We start from the raw sequence: 21,266 nt of genomic DNA, 5'->3' as shown, positions 1-21,266 counted from the left end.
CCGATGCGGCGTGCTCACCCGTTCCGCAGCGCATCCACGCTTGCCGCGGCCGCGGCGAGCACGACGGTGAATACGGCGACCACCGCGAACGCGGCCCACGGCCCATGCGCGAGATCCACAGGAAGCGACCCCGGCTGATAGAGCTCCACCGCGTTCCGGAACGGGAGCCACGCAGCGATCCTGTCCCCCACGCCGGGAATGCCCGCCGCCAACGGTTCCAGCGCAGCCGGCCACAGGACGACGAGCACCACAGCGGGGGCGGTATGCCGCACCAGGGTGCCGACCGAGACGCCGATCACCCCGCACAGCGCCCACAGCGGCACCACGACCCAGACCGGCCGGATGTCGCCCGCCGCCCAGTCGAATTCGACGTTCGGCGCCACCACCCCGACGAGGGACAGCACCGCCGCGCCCAGAACCGCTGCACCAGCGCACAGCGCCGCCGACGCACACAACTTTGCGAGGAAGAAGCGCGTCTTGCCCGCATCGGCGAGCAGCGTCATCGCATACGTCCCGTGGGTGTGTTCGGCTGTCGCCGCGACAGTGCCCAACGCCAGCACGACGAGCAGGCCGGTGCTGGCGCCCTCCAGCAACTGTGTCGCCGTCAACGTTCCGTCGGCGGTGAGTGTCCGCATGGCCCCCACGCCCGCGAGTGCGGCGAACGCCAGCAGCACGGTCGCCAACGGAGCGCGAGTGGTGATCATCTTCGTCCATTCGCCCTGCACGTTGGCGATCATCCTGCCGCCCCCGTCCGCACTCCGGCCGGCGGGGCGACGATCACGCTCCCAGCTTCCGGACTGCCGTAATCGAGAGCATCGCCGGTGGCCGCGAGGAATGCGTCTTCCAGCGAACCGCGGACCTCGGTGAGCTCATCGACGCGCAGCCCCGCCGCGAAGCAGACCTGGCCCACCGACGGCGCGTCCAGGCCACCGGCCGGATCCGACAGCGCGAGTGCCCCCGGAGCGGTCGTCTCCACCGCCCATCCCCGGGCGCTGGCCGCGGCACACAGCACCTCCGGCCGGTCCACGCGGACGCGGATCGAGGTCGCGCTCATGGACCGCACGAACTCGTCGGTGTCGTACTGCCCGATGAGGCTGCCGCGGCCTATGACGACGAGACGATCCGCCGTCAGGGACATTTCGGAAAGCAGATGGCTGGACACGAGCACCGTGTTCCCGCACTCGGCGTAGTGGCGGATGAACCGGCGCATCCAGTGCACGCCGTCCGGGTCGAGCCCGTTGAGCGGTTCGTCGAGCACAAGGTGCGCGGGCTCCCCGAGCAGCGCACCCGCGAGCCCCAGACGTTGCCTCATTCCCAGCGAGAAGCCGCCCACGCGCCGGTCCGCGACACCGTCGAGCCCCACCCGGGTCAGCACTGCGCCCACCCGGTCCGCATCGATCCGGCCCACCTGCGACAGCCAGCGCAGGTGAGCGCGGGCGCTACGGCCTGGATGCACCCACCCGGCGTCGAGAAGCGCCCCGACCCTGCTCATCGGCCTGTCAAGCGCACCATAGGAGTGGCCATCGATGTGGGCGCCGCCGCCGTCGGCGCGCTCGAGCCCCAGGAGGATCCGCAGCGTCGTGGACTTGCCCGCGCCGTTGGGGCCGACGAATCCGGTGACCAGTCCGTCCTCCGCGGTGAAGCTCAGCGAGTCCACGGCCATTGTCTCCCCGTACCGGCGGGAGAGCCCCTCCACTTCGATCATCGCGCACACCTCCGTCGTTCGGTCCCGGCGGACCTCGCCGGGCGGTATGCACTCCACTTTGTCGCCGGCGCCCCGCGAGCGCGTCGGAGCACAGGGGGAATTCGACGCGGCGGCCGTCCTACCCCGGTGGGACGGCCGCCGCACGCATCTCGGCCCGCCGACCAAGTCGAAAATGCAACTTCGGGCCCGCCGGCGTGCATTTTCTACTTGGTAGGCGGGCGAGTCGAGCCCATCCGGCCCCGGACACCGCGCAGCATCAGCCACGATGGAGCAATGCGTACTCGTTCCCGTTCCGCCACCTGTGCTCTCGCCGCGGCCGTCGCACTGTTCGCCGCCGGCTGCTCGAGCTCCCCGGCGCCGTCTTCGGGGCAGGATGAGCCCGCACCCGGCATCAGCACCCAGGCCACCGGCACCGTCACCGGCACCCCGGACACCGTGACGGTGGTACTGGCGGTGCAGACGCAGGCCTCGTCGGCCAACGCCGCGCTCGCCGACAACGCGGACAAGGCCAACGCCGTGATCGACCTGCTCAAGGGCAAAGGCATCGCGGCGGAGGACATCAAGACCAGCAACCTGAACCTGCGCCCGCAGCACGGGCCCGATCAGCAGATCACCGGATACCAGGTGACCAACGAGGTCACTGCCACGGTGCACGACATCAGCAAGGCGGGCCCGCTCATCGACGCGGCGGCCGGCGCCGCGGGCGACGCGATCCGTGTGCGGCAAACCGGCTTCTCCATCTCCGACGACAGCGACCTGCGCGCCCAGGCCCGCGCCGAAGCCGTCACCCAGGCGCAGGATCAGGCGAAACAGATCGCCGAGGCGGCCGGCGTGGACCTGGGCAGCGTCCGGTCCATCGCCGAGGTACCCGCGCAGGCCGGTCCCCCGCAGCCGCTCGCGCTCGCCGACCGGGCCGCGACCGCCACTCCCGTGGAGCCGGGCTCACAGGACGTCACGGTCAAGGTCGACGTGGTCTACGACATCGGGTGACCCACGCCCCGAGGTCCCGGGCGAACCTACTCAGCAGTCCGGGTACATTTCAGGCCCCCTGGCGTTCCTGTACCGCTGAGTCGGTCCTCCGTGGTGCCGGCAGCCATCACTCCGCCAGCACCTTCCGCAGCCGGCGGGTGTCGTCGTCGGTCCACTGCGGCGGTTCCAGGATGGCCGCCCAGGCGTCGGCGTAGTCGGCCACGTAGGTGTGCCCGAACCCGTCCGGCACGTCGGTCCCCACCGCCATGTCGGCGCTGAGCTGCAGGAACGTGATGATCGGGTACCACTGCGTGGACGAAAGCACCGCGTCTCCGCGCGGCTCGTCGAGCCAGTCCGGTTCGGACAGCAGCGTGTCCGGGTTCCACCAGGTGATCGGGTCCGAGGCGTGCTGCAGGTACACCACCCGCGTCCCCTCCCATGGGGTGTCGGGACGCTGCAGGTCCTCCGCGTCGGAGATGAAGCGCACCGTCATGCCCTCGCGGTAGATCGGCAGCCATTCCGGCGAGCCCTCGTCACGCTGGGCGGTGAACCGGCGCCACAACTCGTTGTTGCTGGTGGGGCCCACGAACAGCGCGCCGTCGGTCTGCGCGGCCAGGTCGAGGTCGCCGGAGAACGCCGACTCGCCGGAGAACGAGCCGAGGCTCTCGCCGAAGGTCACCAGCCGCGGGCGCCGATCCGCGGGAAGCGTCTGCACCTCGGCCGCGACAGCGCGGAACAGCGCCCGGCCCGCTTGCCGGGCGCGGCTCTGGTCGGCGATGAACGACAGCCAGCTCGGCAGGTAGGAGTACTGCATGCTCGCGATGGCCGTGTCGCCGCCGAACATGTACTCCAGCGAGGTCGACGACGCCTCGTTGATCCAGCCGCTGCCCGTGGTGTTCGCGACGGCGATGACCTGCCGGTCCAGCGCGCCGGTGCGTTCGAGTTCGTCCACCACGCGCTGTGCCCGCTCGACGACCCCGCCGTCGGTGGATGCGAGGCCGGCGTAGACGCGGATCGGTTCGACGGCGGACCGGCCGGTGAAGCGCTCGATCTGTTCCACCGTCGGCCCGTCGGAGACGAACCGCCGTCCCAGCCGCCCCAGTGAGTCCCAGGTGACCAGCGACTCGGCGCTGCCCGAGCGCAGGGGCGTGTCCGGCGGGGCGCTGTCCGCCTCGGTCTCGTCGTTGATGGCGCTGAAGCTGGAGTTGAGACCGGACATCAGCCAGTTCGCGAGCACGCCGTTGGCCAGGGTCACCACCAGCCACCCGGCGAGCACGACACCGGCCACCGCGGCCACGCGGCGGGGCAGGAACCCACGGCCCAGGCGGGTGAGAAGACGTGCCAGCCAGCGGAACCCGCGGCACACCGCGATGATCGCCGCCCATACCAGCACCGCGATCGCCAGCGTCAGCGGATACGCCCACCAGCGCAACCCGTCCGCCGACATGATGGTGCGCAGTTGCGACTGCCAGTGCGCGAACCACACCAGCATCGCCACCGTGCCGCCGGCCGCGGCTACGGGCAGTACCCACCACGCGATGCGTTGGATCATCCGCGGCGGCTCCCACTCCAGCAGCCACCGCAGGAACAGCGCGACGAGGATGCCGATGCCGTAGCCGATGGCTGCCGAGCCGCCGGAGACGGCCCCCTGGAACAGCGGCCCCCGCGGGAGCAAGGTGGGCGTGAGCGACGCCCAGAAGAACAGCAGCGCGCCGACGAGCCCCAGGTAGGGGGCGCCCCTGAACGGAACGCGGGCGCGCGAGCGGGGCCGGCCCTGGTCGGTGCCCTTCGGAGGCGCAATCTGCTCAGTGGTCACACGATGATTCTGGACTGTCCACCGGGGCACGGGCGGTACCGACACCCGCCGCGCGCCGCCGGCGCCGGATGAGCCACACCGCCGCGGCCGCGACCACCACCACCGTCAGTGCCACCGCCGACCCGGCGCCCAGCCAGCGGACCACCTCCTTGTAGGAGCGGCCCACCACGAAGCCGATGGCCACGTTGGCCGCACCCCATGTGAGCGCAGCGGCGACGTCGGCCAGCAGGAACGGGCGCAGCCGCATCCCCGATGCGCCCGCCAGCGTGGGCATCAGCGTGCGGACGAAGGCGATGTAGCGGCCGACGAACACCGCGAGCGGCCCGCGCCGTGCGATCAGCGCCTTGGTCTGCTCACGCCTGCGGCGCCGACGCGGCGACATCGGCCGGCCCTGCATGCGGTCGCCCAGCAGGTGGCCCACCCCGAAGCCGGTGAGGTCGCCCAGCACCGCGGCCCCGACGACCACGGTGGCCATCGGCCACAGTTCCGCGTGGCCAAGGCTGGCGAGCGCTCCGCCGACGATCGCCGCCGTCTCGCCCGGGACGACGAAACCCACCAGCAGCGCGACCTCGGCGAACACCAGAGCCCCGACGATGGCATAGACCACGGCCCCGTTCAGCGTCAACAGCTGCTCGAAGAACTCGGTCATGGTGCCGCCCGCCGATCGTCCGCCGCCCCCGGGCGTGGAGGCGCCATCGCTCTCCCGCCGCGACCGGCCGGGGGCGTGCGCGGCGCAGGAGAATGCCGACCTGTGAGAATACAGCCTCGCACGCGAGACCGGACGCGCGGCCGACGGCGGGGCGGGCGGTCCCTGTCAGCGGGAGGCGCGTCCCCCGCCGGCGAGGCACCCGCCACACTGCCCGCCCGCGCCGCACCCCGGCCGCGCCGCAGTGGCACGATGGTCGGGTGAGCATCTCAGACAATGTGCGCCCCGAGTCCACACCTGCACCCCTGGACTACCCGGCACACCGCGCCCTGGAGCAGTCGCAGAAGCTCCAGAACGTCCTCTACGAGATCCGCGGACCGGTGCACGCCCACGCCGCGCGCATGGAGGCCGAGGGCCACCGGATCCTCAAGCTCAACATCGGCAACCCGGCCACGTTCGGTTTCGACGCGCCGGACGTGATCATGCGCGACATGATCGCCGCACTCCCGTACGCGCAGGGGTATTCGGAGTCCAAGGGCATCCTGTCGGCCCGCCGCGCCATCGTCACGCGCTACGAGCTGGAGCCCGGCTTCCCCCACCTGGACGTGGAGGACATCTTCCTGGGCAACGGCGTCTCAGAGCTCATCACCATCACCATGCAGGCGCTGCTCAACGACGGCGACGAGGTGCTGATCCCCGCCCCCGACTACCCGCTGTGGACGGCGATGACCTCGCTGGCCGGGGGCACCCCGGTGCACTACCTGTGCGACGAGGACAACGGCTGGCAGCCGGATATCGAGGACCTGGAATCGAAGATCACCCCGCACACCAAGGCGCTGCTGGTGATCAACCCCAACAACCCCACCGGCGCCGTCTACTCGCGCGAGGTGCTCGAGCAGCTCGTCGAGCTGGCCCGCAAGCACCGGCTGCTGCTGCTGGCGGACGAGATCTACGACCGCATCCTCTATGACGGCGCCCAGCACACATCGTTGGCGTCGCTGGCGCCCGACATGCTGTGCCTGACGTTCAACGGCCTGTCGAAGACGTACCGTGTGGCCGGGTACCGCGCCGGCTGGCTGGCGGTCACCGGCCCCAAGGGGCATGCGACGGGGTTCCTCGAGGGCATCAACCTGCTGGCATCCACGCGCCTGTGCCCCAATGTGCCCGCGCAGCACGCGATCCAGGTGGCGCTGGGCGGCTATCAGAGCGTCAACGACCTGATCCTGCCCGGCGGGCGGCTGCTGGAACAGCGCGACGCCGCCGTCAGCGGCCTCAACGCCATCCCCGGCGTCTCGTGCGTGGCGCCCAAGGGTGCGTTGTACGTGTTCCCGCGGCTCGATCCGGAAGTGCACGAGATCCACGACGACGAGCAGCTGGTGCACGACCTTCTCACCAGCGAGAAGATCCTGGTCACCCAGGGCACCGGCTTCAACTGGCCGCACCCGGACCACCTGCGGATCGTCACGCTGCCGTGGGCCCGCGACCTGTCCGTGGCCGTCGAGCGGCTGGGCAACTTCCTGGCGGGCTACTCGCAGTAGGCGGCACGCCTCATTTGCCGCTTCCGTCCCCGGGCGCCGTTCGACGGCAGGTCAGGCGCCGGGCAGCGGTATCTCGATGGGCGGCAGCCCCGGAATGTTGATCTCCAGCGGAGGCGGCGCGGGCTGAGGCGCGGGCGCCTGCTGCGGCGGCGGTTGCGGGGCCTGCTGCGGCGGGGGCGCCGCAGGCTGCTCCTCGGTGACCGGCGGCGGGGGCGGCTCCGGAGCCGGGGGAGGCGGCGGAGGTGCGGGCGCCCGCTGTGTCACCGGCGGCGGGGGCGCGGGCGCCTCGGTGGTCACCGGCTCGGGCGGGGGCGGCGGAGGCACCTCGGGCGCCTTCGTCGTCGACGCCGGTGACGGCGCGGCGGGCGACGTGGGCAGAGTGGTCGACTCCGGGCCGGAGGCGGTGTCGTTCCCGGCCAGCACCCCACTGGCCGCCACAGCCCCGACGACGAGCCCCGCCAGCAGGACCAGGCCCACGATGCCGGCCACGGCCGCGGCCGACGACGTCCAGTCCGGGCCCCGCCGGGAACGCTCCGCCACCGGCGCCCAGTCCCCGTCCGAAGCCGCCCCCGACGCTCCGACGGCCTCCCGGCTGGGCAACAACGAAGCCCCCCGCGCCACAACCGATTCCGGCTTCTCGGGGACGATCACCGGCAGACCCAGCTCACGCTCGACCACCTCGGCGTCGAACTGCTCGTGGATGCGCTCGCCCACCAGCACGACCAGGTCCGCCATCACGCCGCTGAGCTGTTGCGCGGCGTCGACGACCATCGCGACGCCTTCGAGCACGTCCACGTCCGCCGCCGCTAGCTTGTCGGTGGAGATGCGCTGGATATCGCCCACCATTGCGCCGTCGGCGTCGACGATGCCGCAGCTGTAGCGCCACGAGTCCACATTGCACACCGCGACGTGCCGGGCGAAGCCCACCTGCCGGGTCGCCATCAGCTCGGCCAGGGCAGCGACGGGTGTGGGCATCAGGCTGTAGTGGGTGAGACCGGCGGCATCCGTACCCATCGTGATGCGCTTGGCCTGGTCCGCGTCGTGGTAGGCGAACACGACCGAGCGGATGGTGCGGTCGATGCGCGCCGCCGCGCCCTGCCCCGCACGACCGGCCAGCAGTGGTCGGAGGGCGTAGGCCACCTGCTCCTCCGGCGTGCCGTAGGCGGGGACGTCCGTGAGCAACCGCGCCGCGTCGAGTACCTCCACCGAACGCCTGCGGACACCGCGGCCGCCGTGCACCGCCGGGTCGCCGGACATGGGTGCGTCCGCGAGGGCCATGCGGACGTCGTCGCCGTTGATGCAGACGCCGAGGATCGCGCTCATCCGCGCCTCACCCGGTGCGCGCGCCTGCCCGTTCGCCTCACGATCCGCGCGATCCACTGTGCCCTCCCTCCACGCCGGGACGCCCATCCTGCCTGAACATCCCCAACGCGTCGCCGGACAGATCACGAGCGTTCCGGCGACGCGAACCAGGCCAGCCCCACCATACTTGCGCTGCGGCGATGAGGCGCGGCGATACTGCGAAAACCCTCGACTTCACACCCGGGTGGCGACGGCCCGTCCTCAGCGGCGGAAGTTCAGGTACGCGCGCGACGGCGTGGGCCCCCGCTGGCCCTGGTACTTGGAGCCCACCGACGCGCTGCCGTAGGGGCTCTCGGAGGGGCTGGTCAACCGCAGCAGGCACAACTGGCCGATCTTCATGCCCGGCCACAGCGTGATGGGCAGGTTCGCGACGTTCGAGAGTTCCAGGGTGATGTGGCCGGAGAAGCCCGGGTCGATGAACCCGGCCGTCGAATGCGTCAGCAGCCCCAGCCGGCCCAGGCTCGATTTGCCCTCGAGGCGCCCGGCGAGATCGTCGGGCAGCGTGCAGCACTCCATGGTGGCGCCCAGCACGAACTCGCCCGGGTGCAGGACGAAGGGCTCGTCGTCGCCCGGGTCCACCAGCGTGGTCAGCTCGTCCTGCTGCTGCGCCGGGTCGATGTGGGTGTACCGGGTGTTGTTGAAGACCCGGAAGAACTTGTCCAGCCGCACGTCCACGCTCGACGGCTGCACCAGAGCATCATCGTAGGGCTCGATGCCGAGGCGGCCGGAGTCGAGCGCGGCGCGGATATCGCGGTCGGAGAGCAGCACCAGCACAGCCTAACGGGGACCCGGGGGGCGGCATGGACAGGCTCCGCCGGCGATCTGCTAGAGTCTGTGCCTGCAGGCAACGCAGCAGTGTGATTCACGTGTTTTCGCTGGTCACACAGCCAAGATCGCCTCGATGCCGATGTAGTTCAATGGTAGAACATCAGCTTCCCAAGCTGAATACGCGGGTTCGATTCCCGTCATCGGCTCCACGCAGGTCAGAGCGAATTTTCGGCCCACTGCGACCTGCCCATTTGCGGCCGAAACCCGTTATTCGTGCCCGGCGCGTGCCCACACATGCCCAAGGATACGACCCGGTCAAAAGTACCGCGGTGGCTCCACTCCGGGGCGGTCGTCTACCACGTCCACGTTCGTGAGCGCCAGAACCGCGTCGACGGTGTCCGCTGATCCCCCGATCGTGGCGTAGTGCGGGTCGATGTCGCACGTGACGCACCAAGCGCGGTCGGCCGGCCAGACGAACGCCGGCGTCGGCGCCTCCATGGCGCCCAGCAACGCATTCAATTGGCTGTCCCAGGTCTCCGCATCCGCGACAGCGCCGTGGAAAAGGAAGAAGTCCCGGTTCGGAATCGTCAGCCTCGGCATCGGATCGTCCGCGTGGAAGCAGGGCCAACCCTCCCAGACGAGGAAATAGCAGTCAGCCGGCGTGCAGGTGAAGCTGGCCAGCTCCGACAGCACGACACCGATCTGCTCGTTGTCGTTCATCGCATCGGCGACCGCCCGAACTTCGCTCCCGCGCTGCCCGTACCGATCCGGATCCGGGATGAGCCGCAGGCGCGCGTAGCTGTCGAAACAGAACGGGCCACGAGAGACCAACCGATCCCACTCCTCGGTGCGGTCCGCTATCCACTGCGCCGGCGTCAGATCCGCCATCCGTGTGATGCTCACGTGGACGTCTCTGCGCCGGGCCACCGACCGACGTGCTTACAGAGTTCGCCGATCGGCGCGACCGCCACATCACCGTGCGGGTCCACCCAGAACGGTTCCCCCGCACGCACGCCGGGAGTCAGCAGGTGGCGTCCTCGGCTGGGCCACTGCACGAACTCGTATCCGGCGAGATCGTCTTGCACGGCTTCGGCCGTCCGCACCGCGGCCTCACCGTACGAGGCGTCCATCGTCAGGCCCGTCAGGCCCGTCATGCCGCCGAAACCGCCGACGCCCCGGCCGCTCTCCCACCCGATCGACACGAAGTGGTCGTCACGGATTGATAGCCACCACTCGAGCTGATCGACGTCCACCTCCCGCCCGTAGCGCAGGCAGCGCAGGTCACGGACGACAGCCTCAAGGGCGCGCCACCACGTCACCGGCGGGGCGAAACCGGGACCGCTCACCCGCCCCGATCCGGCCCCGGACCCCAATCCGGACTGCGAAACCCGCCACACGAAGCATTCTTCGCCCCACGGACCAAGCTCGGTCATGCAGCCGTCCTGCCAGCCCGGGACACCGGATTCGGCAGCCCGCCGCGGCGGGCACGCCGGCCTGCGCGGGCGACCGGCCGCGGACTCGCCGGCCGATCGCCCCGCAGCATCGACGTCCTAGTCGAACGTTCCCCAGCCGTACAGCACGCTCAGCACGATCGCGAGGACCACCAGCACGCCGATGATCCCGGTCCACACGAACGCCTGCGTCTTCGACGGCGGGTCGTAAGGGTTCAGCTCGGCCTTCAGCTCTTCCGCGTTCACACTCATCATCTCCTCAAAGAACCGCAACGGCGACTGCACAGAACGATACGGAACCGCCACCCGCACGGCGTGCCGACCCCGGACTAGGACCGGGCGCTCTCCGCCGTCCGGAACCCCGCCTCACCAGGAATCCGGAATCTGTTTCAACTTCTTGCGAATCCGCCCACGGTGAGGTGGCCCGCCCTCTATCCTCAGTCTCAATGCCGTGACCGCCCGCTGCCCCCGCGCGCTCGTTCATCGCTGGGCCTGGCCTTGCCACGGCGCCGTATCCCACAGAAGGCAGGCCCTCGATGGCGCCCGACTCCCCCGATCACCCCCACCCCGATCCTTCTCAGGACGATCGTTCTCATATCACCGAGCCCCGTTCCGGTTCGGACTTCCCGCGTCGCAGCTTCCTCGGCGGCGCGGGTCTCCTGCTCGCCGCCGGCGCCGGGGCCACCCTGGGCACGTCGCTGGTCCCCGGGACCGCGCCGAGTGCCGGCGCCGCGGCCCTCGGCGGTGCGGTGCGCAAGCGCCCCAACATCGTCATCATCATGACCGACCAGGAGCGCCAGCCCATCCACTGGCCCGAGGGCTGGGCGGCGGAGAATCTCCCGCAGCGCCAGCGGCTCGTCGACACCGGCCTGTCGTTCATCCACAACGCGTGCAATTCCACGATGTGCTCGCCCAGCCGCAGCACCCTGTTCACCGGCGTCTTCCCCGCCCAGCACGGGGTGTTCCGCACGCTGACCTCGGGCGGCACGCTGTCGCCGTCGGAGCCCGTGCTTTCCCCGGACACCCCCAACATGGCCCGCCTGCTGTCCGCGGCCGGCTACAACGTGCACTACCGGGGCAAGTGGCACATGAGCAAGGGCGCCGACGGCTACGACCCCTCCACCGAGGACATCGAGGGATTCGGGTTCCACGGGTGGCAGCCGCCCGAGGCCGGCCAGGACATCGCGCCCGAGCACTTCGGCGGCGGCACCGCCAACATCGACCAGCAGTACGCGGACGAGGCCGTCGAGTTCCTCAACACGGTGCAGACCGACGCCGACCGCCCCTTCGCCCTCATCGCCAGCTTCGCCAACCCGCACGACATCCTCGCCTACCCGCAGACGTGGGACCAGGAGATGCCGGACGGCGGCACCAACTACCGCGACGCCGCGCCCGGCTGTTTCGAGATGGGCATCGAGCTGCCGCCGACCTTCCGCGAGGTCCTCGCGCTCAACCACAAGCCGCGCGCTCAGACGCAGGTCAACCTCGCGTCGCAGATGGGGCTGGGCCCGCTCATCGGCGACGACCGCGCGCGCAACTACGCCAACTTCTACGCGTACGTGCAGAAGGTGGTGGACGCGCACATCGGGGCGGTCATCGACGCGGTCGAGGCCAACGGCCTGCGCGATGACACCATCATCATCCGCCTGGCCGACCACGGCGAGATGGGCATGTCGCACGGCGGCATGCGGCAGAAGGTCTTCAACGCCTACGAGGAGACGATGCTGGTGCCGCTGGTCGTCAGCAACCCGCGGCTGTTCCCGTCCGCGGTGACGACCGGCGCGCTGTCGAGCCTGATCGACGTCATGCCCACGCTCGCGACCATCGCCGACGTCCCCGCCAAGGCGCGCAGCGGATTCGGCTTCCACGGCGTCGACCTCTCGCCGATCATCGACGACGCGGCCGCCAACCCCGCGTCGCCCACCGCGTCGGTGCAGGACGTGCTCCACTACACGTTCGACGACGACAACATCGGTCAGCCCGACGGCCAGACGGCGGTGCAGCAGCCGAACCACCTGCGCACTATCCGCGAGCGGACGCGCAAGTTCTCGATGTACTTCGACCCGGCATGGCAGGAACCGCCGGTGTTCGAGATGTACGACATGGCGGCCGACCCGCTGGAGCTCAAGAACCTGGCGGACCCGTTCGCCCCCGACCGGTTCCGGCCGGACATGTTCGTCGAGATGCTCGCCAGGCTGGTCGCCGTCATGGCGGAGAAGGGCACGACGCCCGCGGGCATGCCCGCGGTGCCGCCGCTGCCGGAGATGCCGCCCGGGTCCGTGCTGCCCGGCCTTCCGCCGCTCTCGGTGTCGTGATCACGGGCTGACCGCGCCGCATGACCTCCTGACCGCGCCGTCACGCGCAGGCGCCGGTTCCCGTCGGCGCCCGCGCGTAGCGTGACGCCCTACACAAACCGAACGCAGAGGACTACAGTTAACAATGATTAACCCAAACGGGTGATCCGATCGCGTAGAGAGGCGGTTTTCCGTGGCCGACGCCGGCACCCCGCAAAACCCTGGCACCCCGCAAAACCCTGGCACCCCGCACACCACTGCCGACCCGCACACCCGCGTCCCGGAGCCCGGCACCGACTTGGGCGCCTACGTCGACGACCTCATCGCCGGCTACAGCGGTTCCAACGTCTCCGCCGCGCACCTTCTGTGCGATAGGCACGCCCCCGACTCCGTGGCCTTCACCGTCATCGACGCCGAGCTCGGCTCCGTGGACATCACCTTCGGCGAGTTGCGCACCCGGTCCGAGCAGGGTGCCGCGGCGCTGGCCGAGCTGGGAGTGGGGCCCGGGGACGCGGTCGCCACGCTCATGGGCAAGTCGGCCGACCTGGTCTACACGCTGGTCTCGATCTGGCGGCTCGGCGCCGTCCACGTGCCGCTGTTCACCGCCTTCGCCTGGCCCGCGATCGAGCTGCGCATGAGCGGCAGCGGCGCGAAGGTCGTCGTCGCCGACCCGGGCCAGCGCGACAAGATCGAGGACCCGGTCGGCGCGAAGATCGTCATCGCCGACGGCGGAACCGGCGCCGTCGGCCGCGACGGCGACCTGGCGCTGTCCACCCTCGTCGACGCGCAGCGGCCCGGCCGCCCCGCCGCCGTCACCGGCTCGGACGCGCCGCTGGTCATGATCTTCACCTCCGGCACCACCGGCAAGCCCAAGGGTGTGCCCGTCCCGGTGTATTCGCTGGCCTCGTTCCACGAATACGTCCAGCTGGGGCTCGACGTCCGGGACACGGACGTGTTCTGGAACGCCGCCGACCCGGGCTGGGCCTACGGCCTCTACTACGGGATCCTCGGGCCGTTGACCCTGGGACGCCGCAGCCTGCTGCTGTCCTCGGGGTTCTCGCCGGAGCTCAGCGCCAGAGTCATCGAACACTTCGGCGTCACCAACTTCGCCGCCGCGCCCACCGTCTACCGGTCCATGCGGGCCAAGGCCGACGCGCTGCCCGCGAGCCTGCCGCTGCGGCGCGCGTCGTCGGCAGGAGAGCCGCTCACCCCCGAGGTCATCGAGTGGTCCCAGCAGATCTTCGGCGTCCCCGTGCGCGACCACTACGGGCAGACCGAGCACGGGATGATGATCATCAACGGCTGGCACGAGTCGATCCAGCGCCCGCTGCGCGACGGCTCCATGGGGCACACGCTCCCCGGGTGGACGGCGGCCGTCCTGTCGGAGGACTCCACCGACGTGCTGCCCGCCGGCGAGGTGGGCCGCGTCGCCATCGACGTGCCCGCCAGCCCGCTGATGTGGTTCCGCAGCTACCACGAGGCGCCCGAGAAGACGGCCGAGCGCTTCGCCGACGACGGCCGCTGGTACCTCACCGGAGACGCCGGCCGCACCGACGACGAGGGCTACTACTACTTCTCGTCCCGCGACGACGACGTCATCCTCATGGCCGGCTACCGCATCGGCCCGTTCGACGTGGAAAGCGTGCTGTCCACGCACCCCGCCGTCGCGGAGTCGGCGGTGATCGGCGTCCCCGACGAACTGCGCGGCGAGGTTCTCGAGGCGTACGTGGTGCTCCGCACGGGCATCGCCGGCGGCGAGGAGCTCACCGACGAGCTGCAAAAGCACGTCAAGACCGGGTTCGCCGCGCACGCATACCCGCGCGTCGTCCACTTCGTCGACGAGCTGCCGAAGACGCCCAGCGGCAAGATCCAGCGGTTCCTGCTGCGCAAGCAGCGCGCCACCGAGGTGCGCGGCGACTGACCGCTGCGGACCCGCCGGGCCGGCGCCGGTGGGTCCGCAGCGCCGGCGGCGCCTCCCGCCGTTCATGCTTACGCTGGCGACCATGAGCATTCCCGCAATCACTCTCAATTCCGGAACGTCGATCCCGCAGCTGGGCCTGGGCGTCTGGCAGGCGTCCGACGAAGAGACCGAGCGTGCCGTCGGGGCGGCCCTGAACGCCGGGTACCGGCACATCGACACCGCAACCGCATACGGCAACGAAGAAGCAGTGGGCCGTGGGCTCGCTGCATCGTCGGTGCCGCGCGAGGACGTCTTCGTCACCACCAAGCTATGGAACGCCGACCACGGCCACGACCAAGCCCTCGCCGCCGTCGACGCGAGCCTGCAGCGCCTGGGCACCGACTACGTGGACCTCTACCTGATCCACTGGCCGCTGCAGGACCGCGACCGGCTGCTGCGCACCTGGGACGCGATGGAGGAGATCGCCGAGTCGGGCCGCGCCAAGGCCATCGGCGTATGCAACTTCGAGCCGCACCACCTGCAGCTTCTCGTCGACCGCGGCGGCATGCTCCCCGCCGTCGACCAAGTGGAGCTCAATCCCAACCTCACGCAGAAGGACGTCCGCACCGAGGCGGAGAAGCTGGGGGTAGCGGTCGAGTCATGGAGCCCGCTGGGCGGCACGTCCCGCTCCGGGTGGGGGCCCGACTCCAAGCCGAACACGCTCCTGGGCGACGACACCATCGGCACCATCGCGCGGGAGCACGGCGTCTCCCCCGCACAGGTGCTCATCCGCTGGCACCTGGACAACGGGCTCATCGTGATCCCCAAATCCGTGCACCCGGAGCGGATCGCGCAGAACTTCGACGTGTTCGGCTTCGCCCTCACCGCCGACGACCTGACGCGGATCGCCACGCTCGACGACGGCACCCGGCTGGGACTGCACCCGGACGAGATGAACCTCGGCGCGCAGTAAGTCCGTGGGAGCAGCGAGTCGGACACAGGTCCGGGCCGTGCGTCGCCTAGGATGCGTCGAGTGACTCAGCTCGACCCGGACGTCGAACGGGCGACGACGGCCGGCGCCACGACGCCGGTCCCCGCAGCGCGGGGCGACGCTGCCGGGAACGGCGCCGACGCCGCCCCGGGTACCGCTGTGGACGGCGCGGCCGCCGAACACCGGCGCAAGCTGGTCCGCATCCGCCGCAGCTGCTACGCGGCGTGGGCCGTGGTCGTGGTGCTGTGGCTGACGTTCTTCGGGTTCCCCTTCGACCGCAACCGCCTGCTGATCCTCATCTGCCTGGGCCTGCTCACCGTCAGCATCGGCCGCCGTCCTCTGCTGGGGGTGATCCGCGACTGGCTGCCGTTCGCCCTGCTGCTGGCCGCCTACGACCTGAGCCGGTATCTGGCCATCATCATCGGGCTGCCCACCCACTGGCACCTGGCGGTGGACGTGGACAAATGGATGTTCGGCGGCACCGTCCCCACCGTGTGGTTGCAGGAACAGCTCAAGACGGCGCAGATCCCCTGGTGGGAGATCATCACCAGCACCGTCTACATGTCGTTCTTCCTCATCCCCTACGTGGTGGCCGCGTTCCTGTGGGTGCGCGACAGGGTGTCGTGGCGCAAGTACGTCATCCGGTTCGTCGCCATCTCCTTCGCCGCGCTGATCGGCTACATTTTCGTGCCCGCCGCACCGCCGTGGGCCGCGGCGCGGTGCACCGCCGAGCAGGTGGTGGACGGCCCATCCAACCCGGACTGCATGTTCAGCGACCCGGCCGACACCCCCGACGGCGGACTGCTCGGCCCCATGACCACGCACCAGCCCGGAGCCGAGCAGTATGTCGAGCGCATCTCCACGCGCGGCTGGGATGCCACACACCTGATGGCGGCCCGCAAGGTGGTCGAATCCGGGCAGAAGAACTCCAACATGGTGGCGGCGATCCCCTCACTGCACGCGGGCCTCACGGCGCTCATCGCCATGTTCATGTGGCCGCGCGTGCGCAAAAGGTGGCGGCCCCTGTGGGCGGGCTACGCGCTGACCATGGCGTTCGCCCTCGTCTACACGGCCGAGCACTACGTGTTCGACATCCTCATCGGCTGGGCGCTGGCCGTGGCGGTGCTGCGGCTCTGCCCGCCGGTGGACCGGTGGTGGGACAGCACCGGGCCGAAGATCTCCGCGCGATTCAGCGCGTGGCGCGCGCGGCGTGCGGCGGCGGGCGCGCAGGTCGAGGGGGCCGGCGCTGAGGGCTCGGCGGCTGCGGGGGCCGATGCGCGGGGCGCCGGCGCGGGAGGGGCCGGCGCGTGGTGACGCCCGAAGTTCGAGCGCGCCGCCCTTGTCGCGCCCGAAGTTCGAAGGCGCCACGGGTCGCGCTCGAACTTCAGGCGCGACGTGCACGTCGCGCCTGAAGTTCGAAGGCCACGGCTCGTCGCGCCCGCAGTTGACGCATCTGGTCTGCAATTACGGACCCGACCCGACAACTTCGGGCGTGACATCGAGTCACGCCGGAAGTTCGAACGCGACGTGCACATGATGCCCGAAGTTCGAGCTGCACCCGGCGTCACGCCGGAAGTTCGAACGCGACACCGCGCCGGCCCGCAACCTGGGACCATCAGCTCGTACAGCATCAGCACGGACACAGCGCCCGCAGAGGAGGAGCAACCGGTGACCGACGAGCAGACCGCGGCGGACATGCCCGCCAACGCCAAGCGGGTGCGCGCGGAGGACGCGTTCGACGTGGACGCGGTGGCGCGATGGCTCAGTGCGACCGCCGGAATCGCCGGCACTCCCGAGGTGCGCCAGTTCGCGGGCGGCGCATCCAACCTCACCTACCTGCTGCGCTATCCGGACCGTGACCTGGTGCTGCGCCGGCCGCCGGCGGGGGCGAAGCCGGCGTCGGGCCATGACATGCACCGCGAGTTCCGGATCCAGCAGCTGCTCGCGCCCGCGTTCCCGCACGTGCCGGAGATGGTGGGGCTGTGCACCGACCCGGCGGTGCTGGGCAGCGACTTCTACGTGATGGAGCGCGTGCACGGCACGATCCTTCGGGGCGACGCCGACGTCGCGCTCACGCCCGCGCAGACCGGCACCCTATGCGCCCGGATGGTGGACCTGCTGGTGGAGCTGCACTCCGTCGACCCGGTCGCCACCGGCACCGACGAGTTCAGCCGCGGCCCCGGGTACGTGTCCCGCCAGGTGTCGGGCTGGACCCGCCGGTTCGCCAAGGCCCGTACCGACAACGTCCCCGACTTCGCCGCGGTCACCGGCTGGCTCGACGCGCACCAACCGCCGGACGTGCGGCACGCCGTCATCCACGGCGACTTCCGGCTGGACAACCTGCTGCTGGGCCCCGAGTCGGACGGCGATCCCACGCCGCTCCGCCCGGTGGCCGTACTCGATTGGGAGCTGGCCACGGTGGGCGACCCGCTGATGGACTTGGGCGCCACGCTCGCCTACTGGGTGCAGGCCGACGACGAGCCGATGATGCGCCTGACCAAGCGCCAGCCGTCCGACCTGCCGGGGATGCTCACTCGCGAACAGATCGTGCAGCGCTACCTCGAAGCCACCGGGCTGCACACCGACAACTGGCGGTTCTACGAGGTATACGGGCTGTTCCGGCTGGCGGTGATCGCGCAGCAGATCTACTACCGCTACTACCACGGGCAGACCACCAACCCTGTGTTCCAGGACTTCTGGCAGATCGTGGCATACCTCGAGCAGCGGTGCCGCCGGCTGATCGCGGAGTAGGCAGGAGTCGACGAGCAGGCCGCTTGAGCCGCTCTGCCCGCCCGACAACTCACGAAAGCTTCACTCCCCGTAGTGGTATCGGCATGCAGCGACGCGGATCTCGTCGCCGATGATCTTGTACACCAACCGGTGCTCGAGGGTGATCCGCCGCGACCAGTAGCCCTGGAATCCGTGCCTGAGCTGCTCGGGCTTCCCGATGCCCTCATTGCCGTTCCGCTGGATATCGCGGATCTGCGCGTTGATGCGCTCGAGGGTCTTGCCGTCCTGCGCCTGCCACCACAGGTAGTCGTCCCACGCCGACCCGTCCCAGACCAGCCTCATTCGGCGAGATCCCGCTCGACCCCTTCTCCCGATTCGAGTCGCCCGATGGCGGCGAGGAGGCGACGCGCATTCTCGGGACTCTTGAGCAGGTACGCCGTCTCCTTGAGGGACTCGTACTCGTCGAGCGCCAAATCACCCCGCTGCCAGCCTCACCCCGCCTCCTGATCTTCCGCCGCCCGCGCCCTCTCCCCCGGCAGCCGCAGCGGGAGCAGCGCCGCCAGCCCCGCGCCGATCACGATCAGCAGGCCGACGATGCCGGCCCGGTCGGCGCCGAACAGCCACGAGAACAGCCCGAACAGCGTCGGCGCCAGGAACGACACCGCGCGGCCGGATGTGGCATAGAGCCCGAACATCTGGCCCTCCCCGCCGGGCGGCGACAGGCGCGCCATCGCCGACCGCGCCGACGCCTGCGCCGGGCCGATGAACAAGCAGAGCACGAGCCCGCACGCCCAGAACGCCACCGACCCCGACGACGCCAGCAGCGCCGTGCCCACCACCATCATCGACGCCAGCGAGAACACGATCACCGGCTTGGCGCCCACCCGCTCCTCGCATTGGCCGCCCGCCACCGCGCCCACTGCGGCGACGACGTTGGCGGCCACTCCGAACATGAGCACGTCCGACGACGACACCCCGTACACGCCCACCCCCAGCACGGCACCGAAGGTGAACACGCCCGCCAGGCCGTCGCGGAACAGCGCCGACGCGGCGAGGAATCCGAGGGTGCGCCGGTCCGTGCGCCACAGCCGGCGCAGGTCGGCGAACAGCGCCCGATAGGCGCCGGCCATGTCGGCGAGCCGGCCGCGGAAACCAGACGCGCGCGGCGCCGCCTCCGTCGCGGGCACCTCCGGGACCACGAGGAAAAGCGGCACCGCGAAGGCGACGAACCACACCGCGGCGAACAGCACCACGAGGCGGATGTTCATGCCGTCGGCGCTCGGCAGGCCCAGCAGCCCGCGGGTGTCCCCGTCGCCCGCGATGAATCCGGCATATACGAGGAGCAGCAGCACGACACCGCCCACGTAGCCCGCCGACCAGCCGATCCCGGACACCCTCCCCTGCGTCTCGGGCGTCGAGACCTGCCGCAGCATCGCGTAGTAGGGCACGTTGGCCAGCTCCGACAGCACCGACGCCGACGCGAGCAGCACCAGCCCCAGGAAGAAGTACGGCTCGGAATCGCGGACGAAGTACATCGTCGCCATAAGCGCGATCGTGCACGCGGTGAGGACGGCGAGCGAGCGTTTGCGGCGTCCCCGCGCATCGGCCCGCCCGCCCATGATCGGCGCCGTCACGGCCAGGACGAACCCGGCGACGCCCAACCCCCATCCCAGCCACGTGCTCGACGAGATGCCGCCCGGCGAGCCCTCCCCCACCTGGTCGGTGAGGTACACCGAGAACACGAACGTGAACACCACCGCGTTGAACGCCGCCGCGCCCGCATCCCAGGACGACCACGCCAGGACGGCGCGTCGCCCCGCCGGCGCTGCCCCGCGCGAGGTCCCCGTCATGGGTGCAGCCTATGGTGCGGCCGCCCATCGCCGTGGACTGTTCACCGCCGCGCGGCCCCCGCGCACCTACCGCTACGCGCGCCCGGCCGGGTCCACCGCCTCGGATTCACGCACGGGCGGCGGCGGGGTGCCGTCGCCGAAGGGCCGGCCGCCCAGTTCCTCGCGGCCGTGCGGGGTGAGCCAGACGGAGGTGTCGGGCCCCAGCGGCACGATCCCGGTGGGGTTCACGTCGCGGTGGACCAGGTAGTAGTGCTGCTTGATCTGCCGGAAGTCGGTGGTGTCGCCGAAGCCGGGCGTCTGGAACAGGTCGCGCGCATACGCCCACAGCACCGGCATCTCGGTGAGCTTGGTGCGGTTGCACTTGAAGTGCCCGTGGTAGACGGCGTCGAACCGGGCGAGCGTGGTGAACAGGCGCACGTCGGCCTCGGTGATGGTGTCGCCCATGAGGAACCGGCGCGTCGACAGTCGCACGGACAGCTCGTCGAGCCGCGCGAACAACGCCAGGAACGCCTCGTCGTACGCCTCCTGGGAGCCAGCGAAGCCGGCCTTGTACACCCCGTTGTTCACGTCGACGTGGATGGTCGCCATGAGCTCGTCCATCTCGTCGCGCATCGACTCGGGGTAGAGCTCCGGCGCGCCGTCGCGGTGCAGCGCCGCCCACTGGGTGGAGAAGTCCAGCGTCATCTGTTTGAAGTCGTTGGTGACCACCTTGCCGGAGGATTCCTCGACGAGGGCCGGCACCGTGATGCCGCGCGGGTAGTCGGGGTAGCGGGCGAAGTACGCGTCCTGCAGGCGCGGGATCTTCAGTACCGGGTCCACGCCGCCCGGGTCCAGGTCGAAGGTCCAGCTCCGCTGGTCATGGGTGGGGCCGCAGAGCCCCAGCGACAGCGCGTCCTCGAGCCCCAGCAGCCGACGGACGATCAATGTCCGGTTGGCCCACGGGCAGGCGCGTGCCGCGACGAGGCGGTACCTGCCGGCCTCGACGGGCCACCCGGAGGAGCCGTCCGCGGTGATGCGGTCGGAGATGTAGTTCTCGTCGCGGTTGAACGCCTCTCCCTGCTCCACGTACGAACCACCCGGCTCCACGTACGAACCCTGTTCGCCGCCCTGCTCCTGCGCCATCGGCACTCCATTCGTCGTACGTCGCCCGTGCGGGCACCGCGTCCCGGCCCCCAGGCTATGCGAATCGCGCCGAGGTGTCCGCCCGCCTCACCAGCCCACCGGCGGCGCCGACAGCAGTAGATTC

20 protein-coding genes and 1 tRNA gene are annotated in these 21,266 nt (G+C 70.6%); 8 read left to right on the top strand and 13 right to left on the bottom strand.

What is annotated here, in order from left to right; all coding sequences use genetic code 11:
* Positions 1-14: 14 nt before the first annotated feature.
* Positions 15-737, bottom strand: a complete 723-nt coding sequence (locus tag JJ683_RS04125; protein ID WP_200171480.1) for a hypothetical protein — start codon at positions 735-737, stop codon at positions 15-17.
* Complete coding sequence (locus tag JJ683_RS04120) at positions 734-1,705, bottom strand: ATP-binding cassette domain-containing protein (RefSeq protein WP_200171478.1); 972 nt, start codon at positions 1,703-1,705, stop codon at positions 734-736. Before JJ683_RS04120 ends, JJ683_RS04125 begins: the two co-directional genes overlap by 4 nt.
* Before the next feature lie 273 nt (positions 1,706-1,978).
* On the opposite strand from JJ683_RS04120, the gene JJ683_RS04115 reads away from it, so the two are divergent.
* Complete coding sequence (locus JJ683_RS04115) at positions 1,979-2,695, top strand: SIMPL domain-containing protein (protein ID WP_200171476.1); 717 nt, start codon at positions 1,979-1,981, stop codon at positions 2,693-2,695.
* Between the two features lie 106 nt (positions 2,696-2,801).
* Here JJ683_RS04115 and JJ683_RS04110 read toward each other — a convergent pair whose 3' ends face one another.
* Positions 2,802-4,490, bottom strand: a complete 1,689-nt coding sequence (locus tag JJ683_RS04110) for an alpha/beta hydrolase (RefSeq protein WP_200171474.1) — start codon at positions 4,488-4,490, stop codon at positions 2,802-2,804.
* Positions 4,480-5,139, bottom strand: coding sequence for a DedA family protein (locus JJ683_RS04105; RefSeq protein WP_200171472.1), 660 nt, complete (start codon positions 5,137-5,139; stop codon positions 4,480-4,482). Before JJ683_RS04105 ends, JJ683_RS04110 begins: the two co-directional genes overlap by 11 nt.
* Before the next feature lie 275 nt (positions 5,140-5,414).
* Here JJ683_RS04105 and JJ683_RS04100 point away from each other — a divergent pair, with 275 nt between their 5' ends.
* Positions 5,415-6,674 carry a pyridoxal phosphate-dependent aminotransferase gene (locus tag JJ683_RS04100; protein WP_372435235.1) on the top strand — a complete coding sequence of 420 codons (1,260 nt, stop codon included), beginning with the start codon at positions 5,415-5,417 and terminating at the stop codon, positions 6,672-6,674.
* A gap of 51 nt (positions 6,675-6,725) precedes the next feature.
* Here the strand turns inward: JJ683_RS04100 and JJ683_RS04095 are convergent, their stop codons facing one another.
* Positions 6,726-8,054 (bottom strand): hypothetical protein, encoded by a 1,329-nt coding sequence (locus tag JJ683_RS04095; RefSeq protein ID WP_200171471.1) that lies wholly within the window; start codon positions 8,052-8,054, stop codon positions 6,726-6,728.
* A gap of 183 nt (positions 8,055-8,237) precedes the next feature.
* Complete coding sequence (dcd, locus tag JJ683_RS04090; protein WP_200171469.1) at positions 8,238-8,804, bottom strand: dCTP deaminase; 567 nt, start codon at positions 8,802-8,804, stop codon at positions 8,238-8,240.
* Positions 8,805-8,939: 135 nt separating this feature from the next.
* Between dcd and JJ683_RS04085 the strand changes: the two genes are divergently transcribed.
* Positions 8,940-9,013 (top strand) — tRNA-Gly (locus JJ683_RS04085).
* Between the two features lie 106 nt (positions 9,014-9,119).
* On the opposite strand, the gene JJ683_RS18885 is transcribed toward JJ683_RS04085, so the two are convergent.
* From JJ683_RS18885 to JJ683_RS04070, 3 genes are all read right to left on the bottom strand, one after another.
* Positions 9,120-9,692: a hypothetical protein gene (locus JJ683_RS18885; RefSeq protein WP_242474391.1), complete on the bottom strand. Its 573-nt coding sequence runs from the start codon at positions 9,690-9,692 to the stop codon at positions 9,120-9,122.
* An 11-nt stretch (positions 9,693-9,703) separates the two neighbouring features.
* A complete protein-coding gene (locus JJ683_RS04075; protein ID WP_242474390.1) occupies positions 9,704-10,237 on the bottom strand; it encodes a hypothetical protein in 534 nt (177 codons plus the stop codon).
* A gap of 117 nt (positions 10,238-10,354) precedes the next feature.
* Positions 10,355-10,507, bottom strand: a complete 153-nt coding sequence (locus JJ683_RS04070; protein WP_182346471.1) for a hypothetical protein — start codon at positions 10,505-10,507, stop codon at positions 10,355-10,357.
* A gap of 284 nt (positions 10,508-10,791) precedes the next feature.
* Here JJ683_RS04070 and JJ683_RS04065 point away from each other — a divergent pair, with 284 nt between their 5' ends.
* The 5 genes from JJ683_RS04065 (at position 10,792) to JJ683_RS04045 (ending at position 18,191) form a co-directional block, all read left to right on the top strand.
* Positions 10,792-12,570, top strand: coding sequence for a sulfatase family protein (locus tag JJ683_RS04065; protein WP_200171465.1), 1,779 nt, complete (start codon positions 10,792-10,794; stop codon positions 12,568-12,570).
* A gap of 277 nt (positions 12,571-12,847) precedes the next feature.
* Positions 12,848-14,470, top strand: a complete 1,623-nt coding sequence (locus tag JJ683_RS04060; RefSeq protein WP_200171580.1) for an AMP-binding protein — start codon at positions 12,848-12,850, stop codon at positions 14,468-14,470.
* 82 nt (positions 14,471-14,552) lie between these two features.
* Positions 14,553-15,422 carry an aldo/keto reductase gene (locus tag JJ683_RS04055; protein WP_200171463.1) on the top strand — a complete coding sequence of 290 codons (870 nt, stop codon included), beginning with the start codon at positions 14,553-14,555 and terminating at the stop codon, positions 15,420-15,422.
* Positions 15,423-15,473: 51 nt separating this feature from the next.
* Entirely contained in the window at positions 15,474-16,754 is a 1,281-nt protein-coding gene (locus tag JJ683_RS18880) for a phosphatase PAP2 family protein (protein WP_372435233.1), read from the top strand.
* Positions 16,755-17,135: 381 nt separating this feature from the next.
* Positions 17,136-18,191 (top strand): phosphotransferase family protein, encoded by a 1,056-nt coding sequence (locus JJ683_RS04045; protein WP_200171578.1) that lies wholly within the window; start codon positions 17,136-17,138, stop codon positions 18,189-18,191.
* A 60-nt stretch (positions 18,192-18,251) separates the two neighbouring features.
* Here the strand turns inward: JJ683_RS04045 and JJ683_RS04040 are convergent, their stop codons facing one another.
* From JJ683_RS04040 to JJ683_RS04025, 4 genes are all read right to left on the bottom strand, one after another.
* The gene (locus JJ683_RS04040) at positions 18,252-18,512 is read right to left on the bottom strand and encodes a Txe/YoeB family addiction module toxin (RefSeq protein WP_200171459.1); all 261 of its coding nucleotides are present in this window, start codon (positions 18,510-18,512) and stop codon (positions 18,252-18,254) included.
* Entirely contained in the window at positions 18,509-18,643 is a 135-nt protein-coding gene (locus tag JJ683_RS19400) for a type II toxin-antitoxin system Phd/YefM family antitoxin (protein WP_277952070.1), read from the bottom strand. The genes JJ683_RS04040 and JJ683_RS19400 overlap by 4 nt, the downstream gene beginning before the upstream one ends.
* 18 nt (positions 18,644-18,661) lie before the next feature.
* Positions 18,662-20,020, bottom strand: a complete 1,359-nt coding sequence (locus JJ683_RS04030; protein ID WP_200171457.1) for an MFS transporter — start codon at positions 20,018-20,020, stop codon at positions 18,662-18,664.
* Between the two features lie 72 nt (positions 20,021-20,092).
* Entirely contained in the window at positions 20,093-21,142 is a 1,050-nt protein-coding gene (locus JJ683_RS04025; RefSeq protein ID WP_200171454.1) for a glutathione S-transferase family protein, read from the bottom strand.
* Between the last annotated feature and the right edge of the window lie 124 nt (positions 21,143-21,266).

Origin of the sequence: Tomitella cavernea, assembly GCF_016599145.1 — a bacterium.
In the GTDB taxonomy this organism is placed as follows: Bacteria; Actinomycetota; Actinomycetes; order Mycobacteriales; family Mycobacteriaceae; genus Tomitella; species Tomitella cavernae.
The sequence above is the reverse complement of the archived record's forward strand: the minus strand, read 5'-3'. Positions and strand labels throughout refer to the sequence as shown.

Excerpts from the sequence above, each read along its gene's own strand:
- JJ683_RS04075 (WP_242474390.1), bottom strand. The coding sequence starts at position 10,237 with ATGACCGAGCTTGGTCCGTGGGGCGAAGAATGCTTCGTGTGGCGGGTT.
- JJ683_RS18880 (WP_372435233.1), top strand. The coding sequence starts at position 15,474 with ATGCGTCGAGTGACTCAGCTCGACCCGGACGTCGAACGGGCGACGACG.
- JJ683_RS04115 (WP_200171476.1), top strand. The coding sequence starts at position 1,979 with ATGCGTACTCGTTCCCGTTCCGCCACCTGTGCTCTCGCCGCGGCCGTC.
- JJ683_RS04055 (WP_200171463.1), top strand. The coding sequence starts at position 14,553 with ATGAGCATTCCCGCAATCACTCTCAATTCCGGAACGTCGATCCCGCAG.
- JJ683_RS04030 (WP_200171457.1), bottom strand. The coding sequence starts at position 20,020 with ATGACGGGGACCTCGCGCGGGGCAGCGCCGGCGGGGCGACGCGCCGTC.
- JJ683_RS04065 (WP_200171465.1), top strand. The coding sequence starts at position 10,792 with ATGGCGCCCGACTCCCCCGATCACCCCCACCCCGATCCTTCTCAGGAC.
- JJ683_RS04105 (WP_200171472.1), bottom strand. The coding sequence starts at position 5,139 with ATGACCGAGTTCTTCGAGCAGCTGTTGACGCTGAACGGGGCCGTGGTC.
- JJ683_RS04125 (WP_200171480.1), bottom strand. The coding sequence starts at position 737 with ATGATCGCCAACGTGCAGGGCGAATGGACGAAGATGATCACCACTCGC.
- JJ683_RS04045 (WP_200171578.1), top strand. The coding sequence starts at position 17,136 with ATGCCCGCCAACGCCAAGCGGGTGCGCGCGGAGGACGCGTTCGACGTG.
- JJ683_RS04040 (WP_200171459.1), bottom strand. The coding sequence starts at position 18,512 with ATGAGGCTGGTCTGGGACGGGTCGGCGTGGGACGACTACCTGTGGTGG.
- JJ683_RS04120 (WP_200171478.1), bottom strand. The coding sequence starts at position 1,705 with ATGATCGAAGTGGAGGGGCTCTCCCGCCGGTACGGGGAGACAATGGCC.
- JJ683_RS04025 (WP_200171454.1), bottom strand. The coding sequence starts at position 21,142 with ATGGCGCAGGAGCAGGGCGGCGAACAGGGTTCGTACGTGGAGCCGGGT.
- JJ683_RS18885 (WP_242474391.1), bottom strand. The coding sequence starts at position 9,692 with ATGGCGGATCTGACGCCGGCGCAGTGGATAGCGGACCGCACCGAGGAG.
- JJ683_RS04070 (WP_182346471.1), bottom strand. The coding sequence starts at position 10,507 with ATGAGTGTGAACGCGGAAGAGCTGAAGGCCGAGCTGAACCCTTACGAC.